Here is a 21,849-nt window from a genome sequence, read left to right as displayed (position 1 = left end):
CTAGCGTTTTTGTCCCACATGACGGCCGGCTCCTTCCGGCGTAGCCAAGGCTGCGTGTGCGGCGGAAATCGGCCTGAGCTTCGCCAACACCTCCTCCGGTGCGGCGACGGCTTTGCCTGCTTTCGCGTCGACATGCAGCAGCATTTGTTCTGCGGTGGCGATCACTTCGCCGCTCGCGCTGTCGTGCAGCGCATGGAAGACATGCAGTCGCTTTTCATCCGATGCGAGGATCTGCGCCGTCGAATGGATGGCCTGTCCGAGCTTGGCTTCGCCAAGATGGCGGATATGGGTTTCCACCGTGTAGTAGCTGTGGCCACGCTCGACATAATCGAGATCGACGCCGATCAGCCGCAGCAGCGCATCCGATGTGTCGCCGAACACCTGCAGATAGCGATGCTCGGTCATGTGGCCGTTATAATCGACCCAAGCGGGGCTGACCTTGGTGTCGATCAGGCGCAGCGGCTTTGAGATGTCCACGCCTTGCTTCTCGCCGCCACCCTCGGCCCAAAGCTGGTGCTCGAAATCCTTCAGCAGCTTGCCGGCGCCCCAGCCCTTGCCGCCATGGCTTCCTTTAAGGCTCTGGAGGATACCAACGAGATTTTCATCGCGGATGCGTTCGAGTTCGCGGATCGACAGGCCGTCTGCCTGGTCGTCCGACTGCTGACCGATCTTTTCGACGAGGGCATCGTCGAGATCGACGACATCCATCAGTTTCGTCCAGTTCCACTGCAGGGCAGGGCCGAACTGCGCCAGGAAGTGACGCATGCCCGCTTCACCGCCGGCGATGCGATAGGTCTGGAACAGGCCCATCTGTGCCCAGCGCAGGCCAAAGGAGTAACGGATGACATCGTCCAATGTCTCGACGGTGCAGATATCGTCCTTGATCAGCCACAGCGCCTCGCGCCAGAGCGCCTCCAGCAGGCGATCGCCGACGAAGGCCTCGATCTCCTTGGCGATATGCACGCCCTTCATGCCGATCGGCGGCAGTCGTTCCATCGCCGCCTGGATCGTCGCGGCGCTGGTCTTTTCGCCACCGACGATTTCGACGAGCGGCAAGAGATAGACCGGATTATAGGGATGGGCGACGAAGAGACGCTCGGGATGGCGCATGTCGCGCTGCAGATCGGTCGGCAGAAGGCCGGAGGTGGATGAGCCGATCAGGGCATCGGGCTTTGCGGCTGCATCGATCTGCGTCAGCACGTTGCGCTTCAGATCCAGTCGCTCGGGCACGCTTTCCTGGATCCAGTCGGCACCAGCGACGGCGGCTTGTAGCGTGTCCCTGAATGTGAGCTTGCCGCGCGGCGGAAGCGGCGCGCCGGTCAGCATTGCATAGGCCTTTTCGGCATTATCAAGAACTTCGCCGACGATGCGGGTTGCCTCCGGATGCGGGTCGTAGACATCGACATCGATGCCAGCCAGCAGGAAGCGAGCGATCCATCCGCCGCCGATGACACCGCCGCCGATGCAGGCCGCCTTGTTGATCTTGGTCATCGGGGCCTCAGCGCTTCGTCAGTTTCAGCTTCTTGCGGACATCTTCGGGGCCGATGATGCGCGCGCCCATGCCTTCGACCACCTGCACCGCCTTTTCGACGAGCTGCGCGTTGGTCGCCAGCATGCCCTTGCCAGCGTAGAGATTGTCTTCCAGCCCGACGCGGACATTGCCGCCGGCAAGGATCGCGGCCGCCGGATAGGCCATGGCGTTGCGACCGATGGAAAAGGCCGAGAAGGTCCAGCTTTTGGGAACGTTATTGACCATCGCCATAAAGGTGTTGAGGTCATCGGGCGCCCCCCAGGGGATGCCCATGCAGAGCTGGATGAGGACCGGATCCTCGATCAAGCCCTCCTCGGCAAGCTGCTTGGCAAACCAGAGATGACCGGTATCGAAGGCTTCGATTTCGGGACGGACGCCGAGATCGGTCATCTTCTTTGCCATGGCCCTCAGCATCGAGGGCGTGTTGGTCATGACATAGTCGCCAAGATTGAAGTTCATTGTGCCGCAATCGAGCGTGCAGATTTCCGGCAGGCATTCGGCCACGTGGCTGACGCGCTCGGAGGCGCCGGCCATGTCGGTACCTTTGGCATTTAGGGGCAGGGGGCTCTCGACATCGCCGAAAATCAGGTCGCCGCCCATGCCAGCGGTCAGGTTCAAGACGACATCGACGTCGGCCGAACGAATGCGGTCGGTCACTTCCCTGTAAAGCTCGTTGCAGCGGCTGGCAGCGCCCGTTTCCGGATCGCGGACATGGCAGTGAACCACGGCCGCCCCAGCCTTGGCGGCGTCGATCGCGGATTCCGCGATCTGCTTGGGAGTGATCGGAACATGGCTGGATTTGGAAACCGTGTCGCCGGCGCCGGTGACGGCACAGGTGATGAAGACATCGCGATTCATCGCAAGAGGCATCTTTTGTTCTCCCTCGTATTGAGGACATTACGAGCTATGACGTGCCTTCATGCTTTGCATTGTCGGAAGTATTCGATACAGTTTCGGAACGCTTGGAGGAATGCGTGATGCTGACAGCGGCAAACGAGACACTCGATATCGACCTCCTGATCCTTCCGGAAACGAACCTGATCCTGATCGCTTCGGTGATCGAACCGTTGCGTGGGGCCAACCGCATCTCCGGGGCGGAGCTTTATCGCTGGCGGCTCCTCACTCCGGATGGCTCTCCCGCTGAGACGACGAGCCTTATCCCGGTACCCGCCTGCTCCGGCTTTCGCCCGACATCGGACGCGACACCGCTTTTCGTGCTCGCCAGCTACAATTGGCGGCGCAGCGCCACGCAGGCGCTGAAGATGCAGCTGTCACAGACCGCACGCCATAGATCGCTGGTCGCCGGCATTGAATCCGGCACTTGGCTGCTGGCCGAAGCAAGTTTGCTGGATAATGTCTCCGCTGCCGTCCACTGGGAGGACTACGACGATTTCGCGCTCGCCTATCCTCAGGTGCACGCGGTCAAGGATCGCTATGTGATCGACGGCAAGCGGATCACCACCGCAGGCTCCCTGCCGACGGTCGATCTCATGCTCGAAATCATCCGGCGGCGGCAGGGCTATTCGCTGGCGCTGGAAGTCAGCCGGCTGTTCATCTACGAGCCGGCAAGCACGCAAAGCGCGGCGGAACTTTCGCCATCGACGGCCGGCCTGCGCATGCGCGATCCGCGAGTTGCTCAAGCAATCCGTCTGATGGAGGACCATATCGAGCAGCCGTTGGTGCTGACACGTCTCGCCCGCCGCGTCGGTGTCAGCGCCCGCCATCTGCAGGCGCTTTTCCAGGAGAGCATCGGTGCTCCGCCGCATGTGCATTATCTGGCGCTGAGGCTCAATGCGGCGCGGCGCAAGGTCATCGAGACGAAAGCTTCCTTTGCCGAGATTGCCGCCATGACAGGCTTCAATTCGGCATCGGCCTTTTCCCGCAGTTACCGTGCCAGCTTTTCGGAAAGTCCGTCCGGCACGCGCCGCAGGCTGCGCCGGCACATTATGGCTGAAGCAGGGCCGACATAGGACGAAAGGCCTCGCGCACCATCTCTGCCAGTTCCCGGATCGCCTCGCTCGAATGATAGGGATTGCGTCGAAGCACGACGCGCGATGAATCCACAGGTGGGAAACCATCGTCACTGGTCAGCTCGCGGCACCCATGCGGAATGTTACTGCGCGACAGGGTGGTCACGGCAAGCCCGGCGGAGACGGCGTTCTTCAAGCCCGAACTCGTATCGGCGATGAAGGCGATGCGATAGGCGCGGCCCTGCTGCTCCAGCGAGCGCAAGGCGAAGTCGCGCGCCCATGTCGAGTTGCGATAGGTGGCAACAGGCAGCGGCACGCCATCATGCAGGCGATGCACCATGGATGTCACCCAGACCGTGGGATCGATGCAGAGAACTTCGCCCTTGTTCTGGTTGCTCCAATCGAAGACGACGGCGAGATCCAGTTCGTCTTTTTCCAAAGCGGCCAGGTTATGCGCCGTATAATCGCAGGAGACGGTGACTTCGACCGCCGGATGCCTCACAGCGAAAGCGGCCAGTGCCGCCGGCAACACAGTCTGGCTATATTCCTCCGGAATGCCGATCCGGACCGGCCCGTCGAGCGGCTTCGTGCGGATATTCGCCGCCGCCTCGTTCAGGAGTTCGATCACGCGCTGCGCGTAGGGAAGCAATTGAGTACCGGCTCGGGTGAGAACGGCCCCACGGGCACTTCTTTCGAAGAGCGTTTCACCGATCGTATCCTCAAGCCGCTTGATCTGAGCGCTGACGGCCGATTGGGTACGGCCGATCCTGTGAGCGGCCGTGGAAAAATTGGACGTCTCGGTGATGACGAGGAACGTCCGCAGCAGGTCGCTTTCGATGGGGTCGCGCATGACACGTTACAAATATTTCTGATAGCTACTATCTCTACTATTCGTTTGCCTGATGTCAAATATCGGCGCACACAAGGGCGTTCCTTCTGCTTCGTTCCTCGAGTCCGTACATGACATTCCAGCTTCCAACCCGCTCCGCTTTTGCCAGCGACTACGAGAGGGGCGTTATACTCGTGGCAACGGCAATGCTTGCGTGGAGCTGCAGCGGCATCTATGCCCGCCTGTTGACCACGGATATATGGACGGCGATCGCCTGGCGGTCGCTGTTCGGCGGCTTGTTTCTGCTGATACCCAGCTTTTTCCTCGAAGGCGGGTTTTCGCGGCGGCAATGGGCATCGATCTTTCATCCCGCCGGGCTGGCGATGCTGGTCTGCCAGACCATCAGCCAGGCCTGCTTCATCGGCGCGCTCTATATGACGACGGTCGCCAATGTGACCATGATCTACGCGACCGCGCCGTTCATCGCCGCGTTTCTCAGCTGGGCCATGCTGAAGGAGCGGGTCGCGAATCGGACCTTGATCGCTGGCGGCATCTGCCTCGTCGGCGTGGCGGTCATCGTTGCCTCATCGATCGGCGGCGGCACGGGCATCGGCGATCTGCTGGCGCTCGGCATGACAGTCACCTTCGCCCTCATCATCGTCATCCCACGCATGGATCCGAGCATTCCGATCCTGCCATCGAGTGTCGTCAGCGGGCTTTTGACATTCGTCGTCTTCGTGCCCTTTGCCTCGACAAGCTCGGTGGATGTTCACAACTGGCTTCTGCTTGCCGCTTTCGGGGCGACGAATTTCGCGCTCGCTTTTGTCCTCTTCCTGTTCGGTTCGAGAAAAATGCCGGCTGCCGACGCTGCGCTTATCAGCTCGATGGAGATCGTGCTGACGCCATTCTGGGTCTGGCTCTTCTTCTCGGAGATGCCGCCGGTTGCCACCTTTATCGGGGGGGCGATCATCTTCGCAACGATCGTCTGGCACACGGCCATCGACCTCCGGCATAGCCGCCGCCGTCGGACTCCCGTCAATCGGCTATAGCCATAACTTCTTGTCTCAGCAAAGATAGCGGTTCGAGCCTCGACTTCATAAAAGCGATGAAAGCGACATGACCTCCAACGATCCCTTGCTCCAGCCCTATCAGCTCAAGCACCTGACACTGAAGAACCGTATCATGTCGACGGCGCATGAGCCGGCCTATTCGGAAGGCGGCATGCCGACGGATCGCTACAGGCTCTATCATCGTGAGAAGGCAAAGGGAGGCATCGCGCTGACGATGACGGCGGGCTCGGCGATCGTGTCGGCGGATTCGCCGCCGGCCTTCGGCAATCTGCATGCCTATCGCGATGAGATTGTGCCCTGGCTGAAGAAGCTTGCCGACGACTGTCACGAGTTCGGGGCTGCTGTCATGATCCAGCTGACCCATCTCGGTCGTCGCACCGGCTGGAACAAAGGCGACTGGCTGCCCGTGCTGGCGCCATCGCCAATCCGCGAGCCGGCGCATCGCGCCTTTCCGAAGGCGGCTGAAGATTGGGATATCGAACGGATCATTGGCGACTTTGCGGCAGCGGCACAACGCATGCAGGCGGCCGGCCTCGACGGTATCGAGATCGAGGCCTACGGCCATCTGACCGACGGCTTCTGGTCACCGGCAACCAACCGGCGCGATGACGAATTCGGCGGTTCCATCGAAAACCGCATGCGGTTTTCGATGATGATGACAGAGGCCATCCGCAAGGCGGTCGGCCCGGAGTTCATCGTCGGCATGCGCATGGTGGCGGACGAGGACTGGGAGAAGGGGCTTTCGCGGGAAGAAGGCGTCGAGATCGCCAGGCGGCTGGTTGCGTCGGGGAACATCGATTTCCTCAATATCATCCGTGGTCATATCGACAGCGACGCGGCGCTCAACAATGTCATTCCGATACAGGGCATGGCCTCGGCGCCGCATCTCGATTTTGCGGGCGAGGTGAGGGCCGCGACGAAATTCCCCGTCTTCCATGCGGCCCGCATCAGCGATGTCGCGACGGCGCGCCATGCGATCGCGGAAGGCAAGCTCGATATGGTCGGCATGACGCGCGCCCATATCGCCGACCCGCATATCGTCAACAAGGTAATGTCCGGGCAGGAGGCCAATATCCGTCCCTGCGTCGGCGCAACCTACTGTCTCGACCGCATCTATGAGGGCGGCGAGGCGCTCTGTATTCATAATGCGGCAACCGGCCGCGAGGCCGAGATGCCGCATCGGATCGAGCGTGCGGCGGCGTCGCGCAAGGCTGTCGTCATCGGTGCTGGGCCTGCGGGCCTTGAGGCCGCGCGCGTGCTGGCCGAGCGCGGCCATAAGGTCGACGTGTTGGAGGCGAGCAGCAAGGCCGGCGGACAGGTGAATCTGCTTACCCGCAACCCGCGCCGCAAGGAGATGATCGGCATCATCGACTGGCGGCTGGCGGAGCTGGAGCGGTTGGGCGTCACGATCCACTACGACGTCTACGCGGGAGCTGACGATGTTATGGCGTTCGAGCCTGATCTCGTCATCGTGGCGACGGGTGGCATCGCGCAATCTCCCGAGTTGGAGAGCGGCGATAGCCTCGTCACCTCCTCTTGGGATATTCTGGCCGGTGCCGTTAAGGCCGAGGGCCAGGTGCTACTTTACGACGATAATGGCGGACATCCGGGCATGTCGGCGGCCGAAGTCATTGCCAATGGCGGTGCCGAACTGGAACTCGTCTCGCCGGAACGTTTTTTTGCGCCCGAGATGGGCGGCATGAACCATGTGCCCTATGCCAAGACCTTCGCCGAGAAGAATGTCCGTGTCACGATCAATACGAGGCTCAAATCAGTGCGGCGCGATGGCAATGCATTAGTTGCGGTTCTAGGGTCCGATTTCTCGGAGGAGACGCAATGGGAGCGGCGGGTGTCCCAGGTGGTCGTCGAACACGGCACCGTCGCGAATGATGAGCTCTATCTTGAGCTAAAGGCCTCATCGCGCAATCTCGGTGCGGTCGATTATCCTGCATTGATCGCACGTCGATCGCCGCTGCCGGTCAGGAACGAAACTAGTTCCTTCGATTTGATCCGTATCGGTGACGCGATCGCGAGCCGTAATATCCACGCAGCGATTTACGACGCGTTGCGTTATTGCTCGCTTCTATGAGCCGGCGACCATTGGCCTTTGCCGGATTTCATCATAAATTTTATTTACATCAATGTGATATAATAGAAATCTTAAGTGATAAATGAAGTTCTGCGACTGCCACGACGTAGGCTGTCAGCGCCGCCTTAATTTTGAAACAAAATGTAACAACTTATAACACCCCGTTACCCGCCGAATCATTATATTTGGGCATCTGAGTGAACGAGAGGTTGTTTGATGCTGGCTAACCATGCGCCGCCCCCTTCGCAGACCGATGTGCTGATCTGTCTGGATAATCAGCAAATTGCCTCGCGCATCAGTTCGCTTCTGTCGCAACAGGGATTGACGGTCGCAGCGATGCCGACGACCGGTCTTCAGGAACAGTTCGATCCAACCGGCTGTCACCTGGTGGTGACTCATACCGCGATGATTGGGGACGTGCGGAGGCGGCTGAACTTGCCGGTCGTCAACATCGAGACTTTCATATTCGATCGCCCCGATCACGTAACCGAGGGAGCTGCGCGGCACTTCGACGGCGAGGCTTTCGTCAAGCGCGTTTTCTCGGTCATGAATGGTACCCAAAGGCGCGCCGCTGAGTGATTTAAGTCAGCAGAGCCGTCTTCTATAGTCGTTGCTGGCTGGCCTTGTCGAAGAAGTGCAGGTTCGGCGTCTTGAGCGAGATCTGAATTGTCTGGCCCGGCACGAGTTCGGCTCGCTCTCTCATCACCCAGGTCAATTCCTTGCCTTCGAGGTCAAGCGCCACATGCGTTTCCGAGCCGGTGGGTTCGACGACGGTCACGGTTGCGGTAACGCCGGCCTCCGATGCGAAGGAAATATCTTCCGGACGTATGCCGAGAACAACCTCTCGACCCTCCGATTGAGCCGGAGCGCTGGCGAGTTGGATGCGTGTGCCGGTTGACAGTACCAATTCCGGTGAGGCACCGCCGGTAAGCTTGCCTTCGAGAAAATTCATAGCCGGAGAGCCGAGGAAGCCCGCGACAAAGACATTTCTCGGGCGGTCGTAAAGCTCGAGCGGCGAGCCGACCTGTTCGACCTTTCCGCCCTGCAGTACGACGATCTTGTCGGCCATGGTCATGGCCTCGATCTGATCGTGGGTCACGTAAACGATCGTCGTCTTCAGGCGCTGATGCAGCGCCTTGATTTCGGCGCGCATCTTGACGCGCAGCTTGGCATCGAGATTGGAAAGCGGTTCATCGAAGAGGAAGACCTTGGGGTCGCGCACGATGGCGCGGCCCATGGCGACGCGCTGGCGCTGGCCGCCGGAAAGCTGAGCGGGCTTGCGATCCAATAATGGCTGCAAGCCCAAGATCTTGGCGGCTTCGCCGACCTTCTGATCGATTTCGGTGCGCTTCGCGCCGGCAAGCTGCAGCGCAAAGCCCATATTCTGCGCTACCGTCATTTGCGGATAGAGCGCGTAGTTCTGGAACACCATGGCAATGTCGCGATCTTTCGGTGGCAGATCGTTGACGACCCGTCCGGCGATGGAAATCTCACCGCCGGTGATGTCTTCCAGCCCTGCAATCATCCGCAGCAGTGTTGACTTGCCGCAACCCGAAGGGCCGACGAGAATGACGAATTCGCCGTCCGAGATCTCGACATCGACGCCATGGATGATGTTTACCGCGCCGTAGGACTTCCTGACGTTCTTGATGGTCAATCCGGACATGACATTCTTCCCTTGGATCAATGCTTCTTGCGGATGCGCAACGCCTGGTATGGCTTGCCCGGCAGTTCCACGCCGAAGGCGGCATCCGCCTTGCCGCCGCGCACGATGGCGCCATGACGCGTCGGATGCGGGACCGGCGCTTCCACCTTCTTGGCAGGCGTGATCGTCATCTCCCATGTGTCGATGATGTCGACGTCATAGTCGGTTCCGTCTTTCGGCAGACCGGTGGACCAGATGACCGGCTGGTGCTCGCCGAGATAGATGTAGCTGACATCACCGTCGCGCGCGCCGGAAACGCGCGTCCATGGCCATTCGCCATAAGAGGACATGGGTTCGAGGCCGTTGACGACATCCTGCTCCAGCAGGTCGCGCAGGAAGCCGATGCGCTTCCAGGCTTCGCCGCGCAGTTCGCCGCCCTTTGCCCACCAGATCAGGTCTTCCGGATGCGAATAGGTTTCGCCGTGGCCGGCATAGCCGCCGCGCATCACCGTGATCCAGAAGCGATGCACCAGCTCCTGCGCCGTCAGGTTGCCCCAAGACTGGATGATATTGCCTTCATATTCCGGCTCGTCGTTGACAACAGGCTTGCCATAGGCCTCGCGCCATTCCTGCGTGCGCTTCACATCCCAGTTCTGGATGCAGGTATGCGTCACCCATGGCTTGCGATGATCGAAGTTCATCGTCGGCTCGCCGTTGTGGATCGACTTCAGATGGCCGTAGGGATCGTTCTCTTCGAGAATGTGGAAATAGCGGTCCCACTGCTGCAGCGGCTTAGTGTCGAGAAGAAAGTCGTACTCGTTGGCAAGTGCCCACCAGACATTGCGATAGGCGGCAAGGCGCGCCGCGAGATAGGCGACGTAGCGGAAATCCTGCTCGGCCGACATATCGGCATAGCCCCAGCGGTCGTAAGGATGGAACATGATAATATCGGCTTCGATGCCGAGATCGCAAAGGGCTGCGACTTGGCCCTCGAAATGGCGGAAGAGGACAGGGTTCGGCCGGTCGAAATCCTCCTTGCCGTCGGCACCCTTTTCGAAGCAGTCGTAGAGCGGCTCGTTGACGTTATAAGGATAATCCTTGGGGAAGACGCCCATGCGGATCTTGTTGAAGCGCGATTTCTTCAACGTCTCGAGCGTCTGCGCCTGCATCTCGAGCGGCTGATGCGTCCAGGCATAGCAGGTCGTGCCGAACGACAGGAACGGCTTGCCGTCGGCATAGGCGAAGTGGAACTTGTTATGGACATGTACGGGGCCGTGGTTACCCTCGGATGACTTGGTCGCGACGAAAGAACCGGTCTTGCCGTCCAGTTCCGATGTCTTCGAGCGCGTGCGAAACGACCAATCGCCTTCATTGTCCGGCATGAAGCGAACGCGATAGACGCCGTCGCCGTCATAGAAGCCGGGCACGCGGGTCTCGCGGCAGTTCTGGCTGAAGACGGCATCGAATGCCACATCGAGATAGGGATTGCCGCTCGAAGGACCGTTGAAGGCCGCTTCGAAGACTCCCCATTTTTCGACGGACGCGTTGGACATGATATTCTCCTCGGAAGATGTATGGATGGTCCGACCGCTCAGCCCTTGACCGCGCCGGAGGTGAGACCGGAAACGAAGTAGCGCTGGAAGATCAGATAGACGATGGTGGCCGGCAGCACGGTCATGACGATCGCCGCGTTCAATTGCCCGTAATCATTGGAAAACTGGCCCTGGAAGGACATGAGCCCCAGCGGCAGCGTCCACATGTGCTGATCCTGCAGCAGCACGAGCGCCATGGCGAACTCGTTCCATGTCGAAACGAAATCCAGGATCAGCAGCGCGGCGAGCACTGGCAGGCAGACGGGCAGGAATATCCGGCGGAAGATGGTGAAGTGGCTTGCACCGTCGATCAGTGCGGCCTCCGACAATTCCTTCGGAATGCCTTTGAAGAAACCGTGAAGGATGAAGACCTGGTAGGGCACGCCGAAGGCGATGTAAGGCAGGATCACGCCGGGGTAGGTGTCGATCAGACCGAGCGAATTGACCAGCGTGAAGAGCGGCGCCAGCATGACCTGAAAGGGGATCATCGTGCCGAAAACGACGAGGAGCAGCAGCAACTTGCTGAACCGCAGCCGGATCTTGGCGAGCGCATAGGCGGCCATCGCCGAGAGGATGAGCCCGAGCGGCACCTTGATCACGGTGATGATGGCGCTGTTCAGGAAGGCATTGGCGAAATTGCCGCGGCCCCAGGCGCTTGAATAATTCTCGAAGGCCGGATCGAGCGGCGGCATGAAGGCGCCGGTCGATGTCACGTCGGCTTGCGTCTTCAAAGAGGTGAAGACGATGAAGATGAATGGCGCAAGCCAGATCGCAGCGACGATGAGAAGCGCGATCCATAGGCCGATCAGAACAGGGTCGCGCTTGCGCTTTGCCGGTGCAATCGTTTCGAAGTCGTCCGACGTGGATGTGGCCGATGCTGCCGTCATTGCTCGGCCTCCTCATGCTTCTGCGTCCAGCGCAGGTAGGGAATGACGACGACGATGGTGATGAGCAGCAGGACGACCGAGATTGCAGCGCCACGGCCGAAATCGAAGATCTGCATGGCCTGCGTGAAGGCCCAGAGCGCCAGCATCTGCGTGGATTGCGCAGGCCCCCCGCCGGTCAGGCCGTAGACGATGTCGAAGGCCTTCAGTGAGGAAATGACCGACAGCACCAGCACGATGGTCAGCGTCGTACGTAGCGCGGGCAGGGTGACGTAACGGAAGATGTTCCAGCGTCCGGCGCCGTCGATGCGGGCGGCTTCCACCAGCGTCTGCGAGACATTTTGCAGGCCGGCGAGAAACAGGACCATGGAGAAGCCGACGGATTGCCAGAGATAGGCGATGAAGACGGAATAGAGCGCGATATCCTTGTCGCCGAGCCAGTCCTGGATCCAGTCCTGCAGGCCCATGGAAGTCAGGATTTCGGTGAAGAGACCGAAGAAGGGATCGTACATCCACTTCCACATGGTTGCGACCGCGATCGGGGCGATGATGACGGGCAGATAGAAGATGGCGCGGAAGGTATTGCGGGCAAAGAGCTTCTGATTGAGGCTCAGCGCGAGCAAGAGGCCGATCATGGGGGGAAAGATCACGCACATGATCGTCCAGATTACGGTGTTGCGGAAGGCGACCCAGAAGACGGGATCCTGCGTGAAGATATATTGATAGTTCGCCAGGCCGACGAAGGGGCGCTCCGGATCGAGGCCGTTCCATTTCTGGAAGCTCAGCACCACCACGTTCAGCATCGGATAGAGCGCGAAAATCACATAGATCAGCATGGCCGGGGCAAGCAGGATTGCTGCCTGGACGCGGGGATCATGAGTACGATTGCGGAATGACATTCTGCTTGCTCCCGGCGGCAGCTGGCGCGTGGGCATAAGAGTGAAGGAGGCCGTTCGCCGCGATGACGATCGGCGCGGCAGCCTCCCTCAGTCGATCAGGTGCGGCCGGAAATGAAGGTCTGCAGCTGCTTGGCGGCATCGGCCGGCTGGATGTTGCCGGAGGCGAGGTCGTTGATCACCCGGAAATATTCGGTGGTGACGTCGAGCGGGAAGGCCTGATCGCCATTCATATAGACCTTGCTGTAGGTCTTGAAGATATCCAGCCACTTCGCCTCGAGCGGCTTCTGGTCGGTGTATTGGACATTCTTGTTAACCGAGATAGAGCTGATCTGGCCGACGAGATCCTGCTGCACCTTCGTCGACAGGAAGTAGTCGAGGAATTTTGCCGCAAGATCCGGGCTCTTGCTCTTGGTGCTGACGTAATTGTACTCGGCAAAGCCATAGAGGCGATTGGTGTTCGTCGGGAACGGCACGATGCCGTAATCGTCGAGATTGGCCTTGCTGCCGGTGAGCTGGCTGACCAGCCAGTCGCCCTCGAGCATCATCGCGGCGCGGCCGGCGACGAACAGCGTATAGGACTGCTGGTTGCTGATGCCCATGAAGGGCTTCAGCGTGTAATCCTTCGTCCACTTGGCAAATTCGGTAAAGGCGTCGGTCGCGCAGGGTTCCTTGGTCCAGTCGGTCTTCATGGCCATCAGCGCGTCATGCTTGTCGGCGCCACATTTGGTTTCCAAGAGCACGTCCATCAGGCGCATGACGTGCCAGTTGACCGAGCCGCCAAAGGTGAAGGCCGGGATTTTGGCAGCTTTCAGCTTTTCTGCCGCGGCGAGAAGGTCTTCGTAGGTCTTCGGCTCCTCGGTGATGCCAGCCTTCTGGAAGAGCTTCTTGTTGTAGTAGATCGCTTCGCCCTTGAAGGTGAAGGGGACACCGTGCTTGCCGCCCGGATAAAGATCGGCAAAGGCGGCAGCAGAGGGAAGCAGCTCGTCGTTCCACTTGTACTGGGTGTAGTATTTGTCGAGCGGCAGCGAGAGGCCTGCCTTCACGTATTCGCCGCCGAGGCCGAGCCCGGCCCAGCTGAAATAGATATCCGGACCTTTGCTGGAGCCAGCGGCCACGCGGAGTGCGGTCTTGTGTTCATCGACGCCGCGCTGGACGATTTCGACATGGGTGCCGGGATTGGCGGCCTCGAAGTCTTTCGCGACCTTCTTCAGCGCGCCGTTTGCTGCGCCATTGTCAAAGTTCAGCGTCCACAGCGTCAGGTCTTCCGCGGCAACATTGGTTGCCGAAAAGGCAGCCGCTGCCATCGCAGCAGCGCCGAACCAACGCGCATATTTGAAGTTGCCAGCCATCTCCCATTCCTCCTCTGAGCAAAGCTGAGGGCGGTTTTGACAAATCGTTGTCAACATGTCAACTGGTATGATGAGCTTATCAGCAGTATCATATGAAGTGATCGTGAAAGCAGGCCATGATGACGACGGCCGACGCCGCGCCGGGATCCATGTGTCCCAAGGATCGATCGCCGAGGCGCGACGACCGGCCTTTTGCGGCGATCATGCTTTTGGTGGCTTCTGCACCCGCTTCACCGGCTTTGAGAGCGGCGGCGAAACAATCGTCAAGCGAAAGCCCTCGATCCCGGGCAGCGCGGCAGGCCTTGGCGGCAGGCGCCCAGGCATCGACCATGGTCTTTTCACCGACCTCCGCCTTGCCCCGATCCTGAATGCCCTTGGCGAAAGCCGAAAATATCTCGACCATATCGTCGTCGTTGAGCAAGGCCTTCCCCTTGGCGAAAGCCCCCGCACGCATCAGGGCCGTCGCATAGAGCGGTCCGGATGAGGCGCCAACGGCGTTGAGGAAGGACTTTGCCGCCGCGTTGAAGACCTGCGTCGGATCGGATGTCGATGTGTCCAGCTCCGAAACCGCTTTGGCTGCGGCAGTAAAGCCGAGTTCCATGGCGATGCCATGATCGGCATCGCCGATGACGCCATCCAGCTCGCAGAGGCGATCCTTTTCGCGTGCCATCGCATCAGCAATCCGCACGAACAGCGACTTCAGGTCTTCCGTTGTAATCGCCGTCATGACAGCACCTCGCCGGAGCGGAACATGGCGCAATCGCAGGGATGGTCGATCAGCCGCTGCAGCTCGTCGTCCAGATGCATGAGGGTGATCGAGGCACCGGCCATTTCGAGCGACGTGCAGTAATTACCGACCAGCGACAGGTGAATGACGAGGCCCGCATCGTCGAGTATCGACTTGACTTTGTGCATCATGATGTAGAGTTCCATCAGTGGCGTCGAGCCAAGCGAATTGACAAGCACGGCAACCCGGTCGCCGGGCGCCGGCTTCATTTCGTCGAGGATCTTGCCGACGAGTTCATTCGTCACTTCGTCAGCCGACCGCATCGGCCCGCGAGCGACACCGGGCTCGCCATGGATGCCCATGCCGATTTCCATTTCATCGGCACCGATCTCGAAGTTCGGCTTGCGTGTCTGTGGCAGCGAACAGGGCGAAAGCGCCACGCCCATCGTATAGGTACGCTCATTCGCCCAGCGTGCCACCCGTTCCACATCGTCGAAACCATACATCAGATCGCAGGCGGCACCGGCCGCCTTGAAGATGAAAACGTTGCCGGCAACCCCGCGGCGGCGCTCCTTCTGATCGACCGGCGCAGAGGCGATGTCATCCGTCGTCAGCACGGTACGCACCTCGATATCGTCCATGGCTAGCATTTCCGCAGCCATGTCGAAATTCATGACGTCGCCGGCATAGTTGCCATACATGAACAACACGCCGGCACCCCCATCGACGGCCTTGGCGCATTCGATGATCGGATCGGGCGGCGGCGAGGCGAAAACATTACCGATAGCGGCGGCATCCGCCAGCCCCTTGCCGACAAAGCCGAGAAATGTCGGCTCATGCCCGGACCCGCCCCCGATCACCAGGCCGACCTTGCCGGCTCGCGGCCCATAGTTCGCCACGATCGAGCGCGGCGATCCTTCAACGGCGCGGAGATGGCGCGGATGAGCCGCTAAGATCCCGGCTAGCATTTCATCCACGGCGGCCGCGCCGTCGTTGATCAGCTTCTTCGTCTTCACGCAGTCCTCCAAATCATTGCGATTGTTGGGACTAACATGCGCGTCTACGATTGAAGGTCAATCCATCAAGTCAGCCGAAAGAGTGCTGTAGGCATCAAGCATGAGCCTCTTGCTTCCGCTCTGTTCCTTAAGCCGAAACTCCCCCAGCTCCACCAGTTGCGGAATGGGTGTGATATTGACCAGATGGAGCGACCGCGATCCGTCGGATCGTGCCGTGATGAAGCTGAGCACGGCGCTCGGATCGGACGACAGGCATTCTTGCCATTGCTGGCCGGCGAGGCGTGACAGTGTCGCAATCGTATTGAATAACGGTCGTTTAGCGCCTGCCGCCGACGGTTCGTTCTCTCCGGCGATCAGTCCGAAGGACCCCGTCAGCGCCGAAAGCGTCAGGCATTCCAATGCGGCATCGAGAACACGGGCAGCGTAACCCCATGCAAAGGCTTCCCCAAAGCGGGCATTGTGCCGCGGATCGGTGTTGGCCATGGCGATGCGTGCGCCATGGGGATTGTCCATCGTCCGGCTGCCATAGGGGTTCTGGCGCATCGGTATGGTGGATGGGCCGATACGATAGGGTTTGTCGCCGTAGATGGCGCGCACCGAGCGCGTGATGAAGGGCAGTGCTTCCAGCGTCTGCATGACGCTGAGGTCGTCCGCCGCATGCACGATGGGATTGGTGCAGTGGGTGATGAAGCCGAGCGTTTCGGCGGGCACCCGTTTGCGATTGAGTTCGGTGAAATAGCTCAGCATGCCGCCGCCAATGCGCATATCGGGGAAGGCGACGTGAGCTGCGGCATAAACCTCTTCAAGAGGCGGGCATTCAGGCCATTTGCTGCCCGGCGGCGTCGATTGTCGATCGACCGAAGGCGATACGGCGATAGCGTCGGGTTTGAAGCCGGCGTCGTGCATCAAGGTCGCGATCTGCTGCGCTTCGGTAAGCGGAGCCTTCCGGCAGGGCAATGCGATTTCGAGCGTCGATCGCCCGGCATGAAGCGCTGCGATGGCCGCAAAGGATTTGAGAGCGTCAATGCCGTGGCCGGCGTCGGGGTCGAAGTGGAAGAGCAATTCCTGCAGCGCGATTTCGGCAAGCCGCTCACGAGCAGCGAGCGTTGCTTCGGCTTCTTCGGGCGTAATGACGAGCCCTATCGCAGGCATGGTGCCGGATGTTTCTCTCAGGCTCAACGTGATCGGGCGTCCATCCGCGACCATCGCCGGCGCGGCGGTCGCACGCCGCATGTCACCTATTGAAAGAATGATACGCTGCCGCATCGGCTCGCCAGCCGGAATTCGATAGGGCCAGGGCAGGGCAAGCGGGCGAACATAGGTTTTGTAGGAGGCGTCGGACCAGTTGCGCTGGTCTTCCATCTCGAAGGTATCCCCCTCCATACGGCACTCGGCCGTGACGTTCGACGTTACGCTATGCGTAATTGCCCGCATCTCCTTGAAGGGTTGCCAGGGTTCGATGAGATCAGGAAAATGTGTGTTTTCTCGGCTGCCGTCGACATGCTCGACCGATACTGACGTGCCGGCAACGCCGACGATCGGGTGCAGGATGCAGAAGCCGCAGCGGTTGGTTTCAAAGCCAGTCGTCGAGAGTGCCGTCGCTTCGAAGATCAGGGCTTCATCGACTTGAGCCGTTATCCGCACGTCGATTGTCAGTTCGGTGTTCTCGGGGCCGGCACAGCGCGCTAGATAGCTGACGAAAAAACCATCGTGGTGCTGCTCAATCTGAAGATCGTCGATATCGGGCGCACAGGTACCCCAATCACGATCGCGGATCAGATAGGAAACGGCCCGCAAAACCTCGACGCCATCATAGCGGATGGACCGGAGATTGCCGTCCTTGAAATCGACGTCCAGCCTGCCCGAAGTCAGTCGCACCGGCGGCGTTTCGAGCTCGCGCGTGCCGTAAAGCTGGAACGGATCGATCTCGGTCGTCATCGCAGCAGCGCTCCGATGTCGACGCGCTTCCCGTTGGCCGCACTCTCGTAGGCGGCTTCGACAAGCGCCAGCGTCTTGAGATTGTCCGCGCCTGACGTGGAAGTCTCGCCGCCATTGGCAAGACGGTCGGTCCAATGCTGCTGGATTGCGAGAACGCTCTCCTGGATATTGTGCCAGGGGCGCGAGGCCCAGGACAGAAGCGGGGGCGACGCATCGGATATGGTCACGCCATCGGGGCCGCAGACCTCAAGGCGATAGCCTTGCGACAGCCGAATGCTACCCCGCGTGCCGTCGAGCTCGATCAGCGTCTCCGGAAAGTGCTCGGTCGCAAGCTTGGAAGCGTAGCTGACATCGACGATCGACGTCGCGCCGTTCTCATGGTCGAGCAGGATGGTGGCGACATCCTCACCCTTGATCTTCGGATTGACCCGCTTGGTGCGGGCCGTCAGTGAAGAAACGTCGCCGAGGATGAAGCGGGCGATGTCGAGCGTATGGATGCCGAGATCCTCGATGATGAACCGTTCGCCTTCGGCCAAGTAAGGCTGGCCCGAAAACACGTCGTAGCCGGAGCGGAAGGAGAAACGCCCCCAGAAAGGTTCGCCGATCGCGCCGGACTGGAGGGCACGCTTGACCGCCTGAATAGGCGTTTGCCACCGGAAGTTCTCATGCACCATCAGCGGCACGCCGGCTTGCGCACAGGCTGCGACCATCGCCTTGGCATCGCTCAGCGTCTTTGCGAAGGGCTTCTGGCAGATCGCCGGTATCTTGTAAGAGGCCGCCATCTCCACCAGGGCGCGATGGCTTTGCACCGTCGTTGCTATATCGACGAAATCGAAGCCCCCATCGGCAAACATGGCGGCCGCGTCCGTGTAGCGGCGTTCGATGCCGAACTGGTCGCCGACGAGTTTCAGCCGCTCCGGATCGCGGTCGCAGATCGCGACGATGCTGGCGCCTTCGACGTCTTGCCACGCGTGCATCTGATTGATCGCGAAAAAGCCGCAACCGATCAATGCGCCCTTGAGTTCTGCCATTTCAGCCTGCCTTTGCCATTTGCATGAGAATTACGCGCTGCTGGAGGCGCCGTTGTGCCTGATCCACGACGACAGCGATGATGATGACACATCCCTTGATCACCATCTGCCAGAAGGATGAGACGCCCATCATCACGAGGCCGTCCGAAAGGATGCCGATGACGAAGGCGCCGATGATCGTACCGCCTATGGTGCCGCGGCCGCCAGACATGGAAGTGCCGCCGAGCACCGCTGCCGCGATCGCGTTCAGCTCGAAGCTTTCGCCGGTCGCCGGATGCGCCGCCATCAGTTCCGACGAAATGACGATGCCGACGATGGCCGCGCAGAGCCCCGAGAACATATAGACGAAGATCTTGACCACATCGACGCGAATGCCGGACATGCGCGCCGCGCGCTCGTTTCCGCCGACGGCGAAGATATGCCGGCCGATCGGCGTCGAGCGGGCGACATAGGCGGCAAGTAGCGCCAGCACGATCAGGATCCAGATGGAAACGGGCAGACCAAGCATACGGCCCGCACCAAAGACGTCGAAGCCCGTGGTATCGTATTCCGGCCGGCCCACAAGGTTCGGGAAGGTCTGTCCGTCGGACGACAGGAGCGCGAGGCCGCGGGCGATATAGAGCGTTCCCAGCGTGGCAATGAAGGGCGCGACGTTGAGCTTGGTGATGAGCAGGCCGTTGATCAGCCCAATCCCTAGGCCGACGGCCAGTGTAATGAGGATGATCTCGTAGATGTTGAAGTAGACGGTATAGCCGATCGGCAGTTCGACGCCATTGAGGATGAGGGCGCCGGCGACCATGCCGCAAAGGCCGACGATCGAACCGACCGAAAGGTCGATGCCGCCGGTGACGATCACGAAGGTCATGCCCATGGCGAGAAAGGCGTTGAGCGCGACGTGCTTCGACATCAGGATGATGTTGGCGGTCGAGGTGAAGTTCGGTGCAAAGATCGCAAAGAAGATAACGACGGCAAACAGCGCGATGAAGGTCCTGAGCTTCATCAGCGTCAGGAGAATGGAGCCGTTCGAACGATTGGTCGCAAAGGCGGAGGACGTATCTGCGGTCATGACGCGAGTTTCCCTGTATGTCCGTGTCCCTTGGCGGATGCCGCGATGATGGCCTCTTCCGTCGCTTCGCTTCGGTCGAGAACGGTCACGAGCTTGCCGTTGCTGAGCACTGCGATGTGGTCCGAAAGTGCCATGACCTCTTCAAGGTCCGATGTTGAAAACAAGATTGCTAGGCCCTTGCCGGCGAGCCTGCGCATAGTGCGAAAGACATCGGCCTTGGCGCCGACATCGATGCCGCGGCTCGGCTCATCCATCAAAAGCACCTTCGGGTCCGTCATCAGAGCCTTGCCGATGACGACCTTCTGCTGGTTGCCGCCGGACATGGAGGTAACCTCGAAATCGGGATTGGGGGCCTTGATGGAGAGATCGCGGATCATGTCGCGAATGGCGTCCTTTTCGGCACCCGGATCGATATGGAAAAACAGCCGGGCGAAGCGGCCGAGGCTCGCAAGCGTCAAATTGCTGGCGATGGACAGGACCTGCACCAGTCCTTCGCGCTGACGGTCCTCGGGGATCAAGGCGAGGCCGTGCCGGATGCGCCGGGTGGTGTCGCGGGCGCGAACCTCCACGCCATCGATATAGATCCGCCCGGTCGAATGCATATGCCGGCCCATCACGCATTCGAAGAATTCGCTGCGCCCGGCACCCATCAGGCCGTAGATGCCGAGGATTTCGCCGGCGCGCACCGATAGAGAGACGTGATCGACGGCAAGGCCGCCCGTACGTCTCGGCAGGCTGATCTCCTCGGCGCGGAAGGCTTCCTTGCCGATCGCATGGCCGCCGTCCCTGGCGAAATCCTTGGCATCCGATCCGATCATCGACCGGACGATCCATTTTGTATCGATATCGCGAACCATGGCCTGGCCGGTGATCTGCCCGTCGCGCAGCACGGTGATATGGTCACCGATGCGCATCAGCTCCTCCAGCCGGTGCGAGATATAGACGATCGCGACACCTTGAGCCTTCAGCTCTGCAATGACCTTGAACAGAATATCGACTTCTGCCGCAGATAGCGCCGATGTCGGCTCATCCATGATCAGAATGCGGGCATTAAGCGAGATGGCCTTGGCGATCTCGACAAGCTGCTGCTGCCCGATCGGTAGATCCTCCACCATGGTTTCGGCGCTTATGCCCGCATCGAGCCGATCCAGAAACTCGTTGGCCCTTGCGATCTGTGCCTTGTGATCGATACCGAAAATGCCGCGGGTGATTTCACGCGTGGCAAAGATGTTCTCGGCCACCGTCATGTTGGCGAAAAGATTGAGCTCCTGGAAGATCATGCCGATTCCGCGAGCCTGCGCGTCGGCCGGGCTGCTGAAGGAGACTTCCTCACCCTCGAGCAGGATGCGGCCCGAGGTCGGCCGTTCGACACCGGCGATGATCTTCATCAGGGTAGATTTGCCGGCGCCGTTTTCGCCGACGAGCACATTGACCGCCCCGCGGTGCAGCTCGAGGTTGGCGTGCTTGACGGCAACGATGCCGGAATAGACCTTGGAAACGTCCTCCAGGCGCAGGATGATGTCGTTGCTTGACGTTTCGCTCATGGTCATTGCCCCAATGTCAGGGCCGAAGGGGTGATCAAAGGCAGCTGACCGGAAGGGGGCAGTGGAAACGCACCCGTCACGGTGACCGTCTTTCCAACTAGCCCGTCGCGAGGCAGGGCTGCAAGAAAGGATGAGTTTGCCTTTTCATTGAAGGCCTTGCCGAACTGAGCCCATTCGATCTGGTTCCTGAATTCGTTGAAGTCAAGAAAATCCAGCGCGTCACGCAACGCCGTGCCGCGGATCGCCGGGCCGATCTGCACCTTCGCATCCGCCTTGCCGTCGCCATCCACATCGACATCGAGGCTTCCGGCGCGAGAGGCGGTATCGGCAGCCACGATCTTGCCGCTCAGCTTGACGGCGTAAGTCCAGGGCGATGAAGCCTGTTTTCGCGGGTTTCCGTATTTCGCGCCGGCATCGTCCGGATTAGCGGCTATGGCCTGCAACACCGTCTTGAGGTCGCCCGCGCGCTTCTCGATACCCGGCTGTACCTGAGATTGCCAGATGGCATCGACCTTTGTCGCGGGATCGAAGGCACTCTTTGCTGCCGCCGCAGCTTTCTCTTCGGGCGTCGGTGTCTTGATAATCTTGCAGCCGGGCAATGCCGCGGCCAAAACAAGGGCCACGAGCGCGCCTCTGGTCTTCAACATGCAATGCACCTCGATCTCGCAG

19 protein-coding genes are annotated in these 21,849 nt (G+C 60.2%); 4 read left to right on the top strand and 15 right to left on the bottom strand.

Annotation, left to right across the window (positions count from 1 at the left end; genetic code table 11):
• Positions 1-1,491, bottom strand: coding sequence for a carnitine 3-dehydrogenase (locus AC13RM_RS18000; protein ID WP_374818176.1), 1,491 nt, complete (start codon positions 1,489-1,491; stop codon positions 1-3).
• A gap of 7 nt (positions 1,492-1,498) precedes the next feature.
• Complete coding sequence (bcoG, locus tag AC13RM_RS17995; RefSeq protein WP_285172052.1) at positions 1,499-2,401, bottom strand: 3-dehydrocarnitine:acetyl-CoA trimethylamine transferase BcoG; 903 nt, start codon at positions 2,399-2,401, stop codon at positions 1,499-1,501.
• 107 nt (positions 2,402-2,508) lie between these two features.
• On the opposite strand from bcoG, the gene AC13RM_RS17990 reads away from it, so the two are divergent.
• Complete coding sequence (locus AC13RM_RS17990) at positions 2,509-3,501, top strand: GlxA family transcriptional regulator (RefSeq protein ID WP_285172053.1); 993 nt, start codon at positions 2,509-2,511, stop codon at positions 3,499-3,501.
• On the opposite strand, the gene AC13RM_RS17985 is transcribed toward AC13RM_RS17990, so the two are convergent.
• The gene (locus AC13RM_RS17985; protein WP_374818174.1) at positions 3,476-4,351 is read right to left on the bottom strand and encodes a LysR substrate-binding domain-containing protein; all 876 of its coding nucleotides are present in this window, start codon (positions 4,349-4,351) and stop codon (positions 3,476-3,478) included. The two genes, AC13RM_RS17990 and AC13RM_RS17985, sit on opposite strands and share 26 nt — an antisense overlap.
• Positions 4,352-4,461: 110 nt before the next feature.
• Here AC13RM_RS17985 and AC13RM_RS17980 point away from each other — a divergent pair, with 110 nt between their 5' ends.
• The 3 genes from AC13RM_RS17980 (at position 4,462) to AC13RM_RS17970 (ending at position 8,068) form a co-directional block, all read left to right on the top strand.
• Positions 4,462-5,379, top strand: a complete 918-nt coding sequence (locus AC13RM_RS17980; RefSeq protein WP_374818172.1) for a DMT family transporter — start codon at positions 4,462-4,464, stop codon at positions 5,377-5,379.
• 67 nt (positions 5,380-5,446) lie between these two features.
• On the top strand, positions 5,447-7,489 hold the full coding sequence (locus AC13RM_RS17975) for an oxidoreductase (protein WP_374818170.1): 2,043 nt from the start codon (positions 5,447-5,449) through the stop codon (positions 7,487-7,489).
• A 216-nt stretch (positions 7,490-7,705) separates the two neighbouring features.
• Entirely contained in the window at positions 7,706-8,068 is a 363-nt protein-coding gene (locus tag AC13RM_RS17970) for a hypothetical protein (protein ID WP_374818168.1), read from the top strand.
• 22 nt (positions 8,069-8,090) lie between these two features.
• Here the strand turns inward: AC13RM_RS17970 and AC13RM_RS17965 are convergent, their stop codons facing one another.
• The 12 genes from AC13RM_RS17965 to AC13RM_RS17910 form a co-directional block, all read right to left on the bottom strand.
• A complete protein-coding gene (locus tag AC13RM_RS17965; protein ID WP_374818166.1) occupies positions 8,091-9,155 on the bottom strand; it encodes an ABC transporter ATP-binding protein in 1,065 nt (354 codons plus the stop codon).
• A 17-nt stretch (positions 9,156-9,172) separates the two neighbouring features.
• Positions 9,173-10,687: a DUF5060 domain-containing protein gene (locus AC13RM_RS17960; protein WP_374818164.1), complete on the bottom strand. Its 1,515-nt coding sequence runs from the start codon at positions 10,685-10,687 to the stop codon at positions 9,173-9,175.
• A gap of 38 nt (positions 10,688-10,725) precedes the next feature.
• Positions 10,726-11,613 carry a carbohydrate ABC transporter permease gene (locus AC13RM_RS17955; protein WP_285172061.1) on the bottom strand — a complete coding sequence of 296 codons (888 nt, stop codon included), beginning with the start codon at positions 11,611-11,613 and terminating at the stop codon, positions 10,726-10,728.
• A complete protein-coding gene (locus AC13RM_RS17950; RefSeq protein WP_374818162.1) occupies positions 11,610-12,509 on the bottom strand; it encodes a carbohydrate ABC transporter permease in 900 nt (299 codons plus the stop codon). Before AC13RM_RS17950 ends, AC13RM_RS17955 begins: the two co-directional genes overlap by 4 nt.
• A 95-nt stretch (positions 12,510-12,604) precedes the next feature.
• Positions 12,605-13,858: an extracellular solute-binding protein gene (locus tag AC13RM_RS17945; RefSeq protein ID WP_374818160.1), complete on the bottom strand. Its 1,254-nt coding sequence runs from the start codon at positions 13,856-13,858 to the stop codon at positions 12,605-12,607.
• 88 nt (positions 13,859-13,946) lie between these two features.
• Positions 13,947-14,585 carry a dihydroxyacetone kinase subunit DhaL gene (gene dhaL, locus AC13RM_RS17940; protein WP_374818158.1) on the bottom strand — a complete coding sequence of 213 codons (639 nt, stop codon included), beginning with the start codon at positions 14,583-14,585 and terminating at the stop codon, positions 13,947-13,949.
• The gene (locus AC13RM_RS17935; RefSeq protein ID WP_374818156.1) at positions 14,582-15,601 is read right to left on the bottom strand and encodes a dihydroxyacetone kinase subunit DhaK; all 1,020 of its coding nucleotides are present in this window, start codon (positions 15,599-15,601) and stop codon (positions 14,582-14,584) included. Before AC13RM_RS17935 ends, dhaL begins: the two co-directional genes overlap by 4 nt.
• 57 nt (positions 15,602-15,658) lie before the next feature.
• On the bottom strand, positions 15,659-17,539 hold the full coding sequence (gene apnL / locus AC13RM_RS17930) for a D-apionate lactonase (RefSeq protein ID WP_374818154.1): 1,881 nt from the start codon (positions 17,537-17,539) through the stop codon (positions 15,659-15,661).
• Positions 17,536-18,570 (bottom strand): Gfo/Idh/MocA family protein, encoded by a 1,035-nt coding sequence (locus AC13RM_RS17925; protein ID WP_374818152.1) that lies wholly within the window; start codon positions 18,568-18,570, stop codon positions 17,536-17,538. The genes apnL and AC13RM_RS17925 overlap by 4 nt, the downstream gene beginning before the upstream one ends.
• Before the next feature lies 1 nt (position 18,571).
• Positions 18,572-19,636, bottom strand: coding sequence for an ABC transporter permease (locus AC13RM_RS17920; protein WP_374818150.1), 1,065 nt, complete (start codon positions 19,634-19,636; stop codon positions 18,572-18,574).
• Positions 19,633-21,186, bottom strand: a complete 1,554-nt coding sequence (locus AC13RM_RS17915; RefSeq protein WP_440477675.1) for a sugar ABC transporter ATP-binding protein — start codon at positions 21,184-21,186, stop codon at positions 19,633-19,635. Before AC13RM_RS17915 ends, AC13RM_RS17920 begins: the two co-directional genes overlap by 4 nt.
• The gene (locus AC13RM_RS17910) at positions 21,183-21,827 is read right to left on the bottom strand and encodes a DUF2291 family protein (protein WP_374818145.1); all 645 of its coding nucleotides are present in this window, start codon (positions 21,825-21,827) and stop codon (positions 21,183-21,185) included. The genes AC13RM_RS17915 and AC13RM_RS17910 overlap by 4 nt, the downstream gene beginning before the upstream one ends.
• Positions 21,828-21,849 lie beyond the last annotated feature (22 nt).

The sequence above is a fragment of the Martinezella sp. CNPSo 3732 genome, from assembly GCF_057784515.1.
This window is presented reverse-complemented; position numbering and strand designations above follow the sequence as displayed.

Coding starts and splice junctions, on each gene's coding strand:
- AC13RM_RS18000 (WP_374818176.1), bottom strand. CDS start 1,491: ATGACCAAGATCAACAAGGCGGCCTGCATCGGCGGCGGTGTCATCGGC.
- bcoG (WP_285172052.1), bottom strand. CDS start 2,401: ATGCCTCTTGCGATGAATCGCGATGTCTTCATCACCTGTGCCGTCACC.
- AC13RM_RS17990 (WP_285172053.1), top strand. CDS start 2,509: ATGCTGACAGCGGCAAACGAGACACTCGATATCGACCTCCTGATCCTT.
- AC13RM_RS17985 (WP_374818174.1), bottom strand. CDS start 4,351: ATGCGCGACCCCATCGAAAGCGACCTGCTGCGGACGTTCCTCGTCATC.
- AC13RM_RS17980 (WP_374818172.1), top strand. CDS start 4,462: ATGACATTCCAGCTTCCAACCCGCTCCGCTTTTGCCAGCGACTACGAG.
- AC13RM_RS17975 (WP_374818170.1), top strand. CDS start 5,447: ATGACCTCCAACGATCCCTTGCTCCAGCCCTATCAGCTCAAGCACCTG.
- AC13RM_RS17970 (WP_374818168.1), top strand. CDS start 7,706: ATGCTGGCTAACCATGCGCCGCCCCCTTCGCAGACCGATGTGCTGATC.
- AC13RM_RS17965 (WP_374818166.1), bottom strand. CDS start 9,155: ATGTCCGGATTGACCATCAAGAACGTCAGGAAGTCCTACGGCGCGGTA.
- AC13RM_RS17960 (WP_374818164.1), bottom strand. CDS start 10,687: ATGTCCAACGCGTCCGTCGAAAAATGGGGAGTCTTCGAAGCGGCCTTC.
- AC13RM_RS17955 (WP_285172061.1), bottom strand. CDS start 11,613: ATGACGGCAGCATCGGCCACATCCACGTCGGACGACTTCGAAACGATT.
- AC13RM_RS17950 (WP_374818162.1), bottom strand. CDS start 12,509: ATGTCATTCCGCAATCGTACTCATGATCCCCGCGTCCAGGCAGCAATC.
- AC13RM_RS17945 (WP_374818160.1), bottom strand. CDS start 13,858: ATGGCTGGCAACTTCAAATATGCGCGTTGGTTCGGCGCTGCTGCGATG.
- dhaL (WP_374818158.1), bottom strand. CDS start 14,585: ATGACGGCGATTACAACGGAAGACCTGAAGTCGCTGTTCGTGCGGATT.
- apnL (WP_374818154.1), bottom strand. CDS start 17,539: ATGACGACCGAGATCGATCCGTTCCAGCTTTACGGCACGCGCGAGCTC.
- AC13RM_RS17925 (WP_374818152.1), bottom strand. CDS start 18,570: ATGGCAGAACTCAAGGGCGCATTGATCGGTTGCGGCTTTTTCGCGATC.
- AC13RM_RS17920 (WP_374818150.1), bottom strand. CDS start 19,636: ATGACCGCAGATACGTCCTCCGCCTTTGCGACCAATCGTTCGAACGGC.
- AC13RM_RS17915 (WP_440477675.1), bottom strand. CDS start 21,186: ATGACCATGAGCGAAACGTCAAGCAACGACATCATCCTGCGCCTGGAG.
- AC13RM_RS17910 (WP_374818145.1), bottom strand. CDS start 21,827: ATGTTGAAGACCAGAGGCGCGCTCGTGGCCCTTGTTTTGGCCGCGGCA.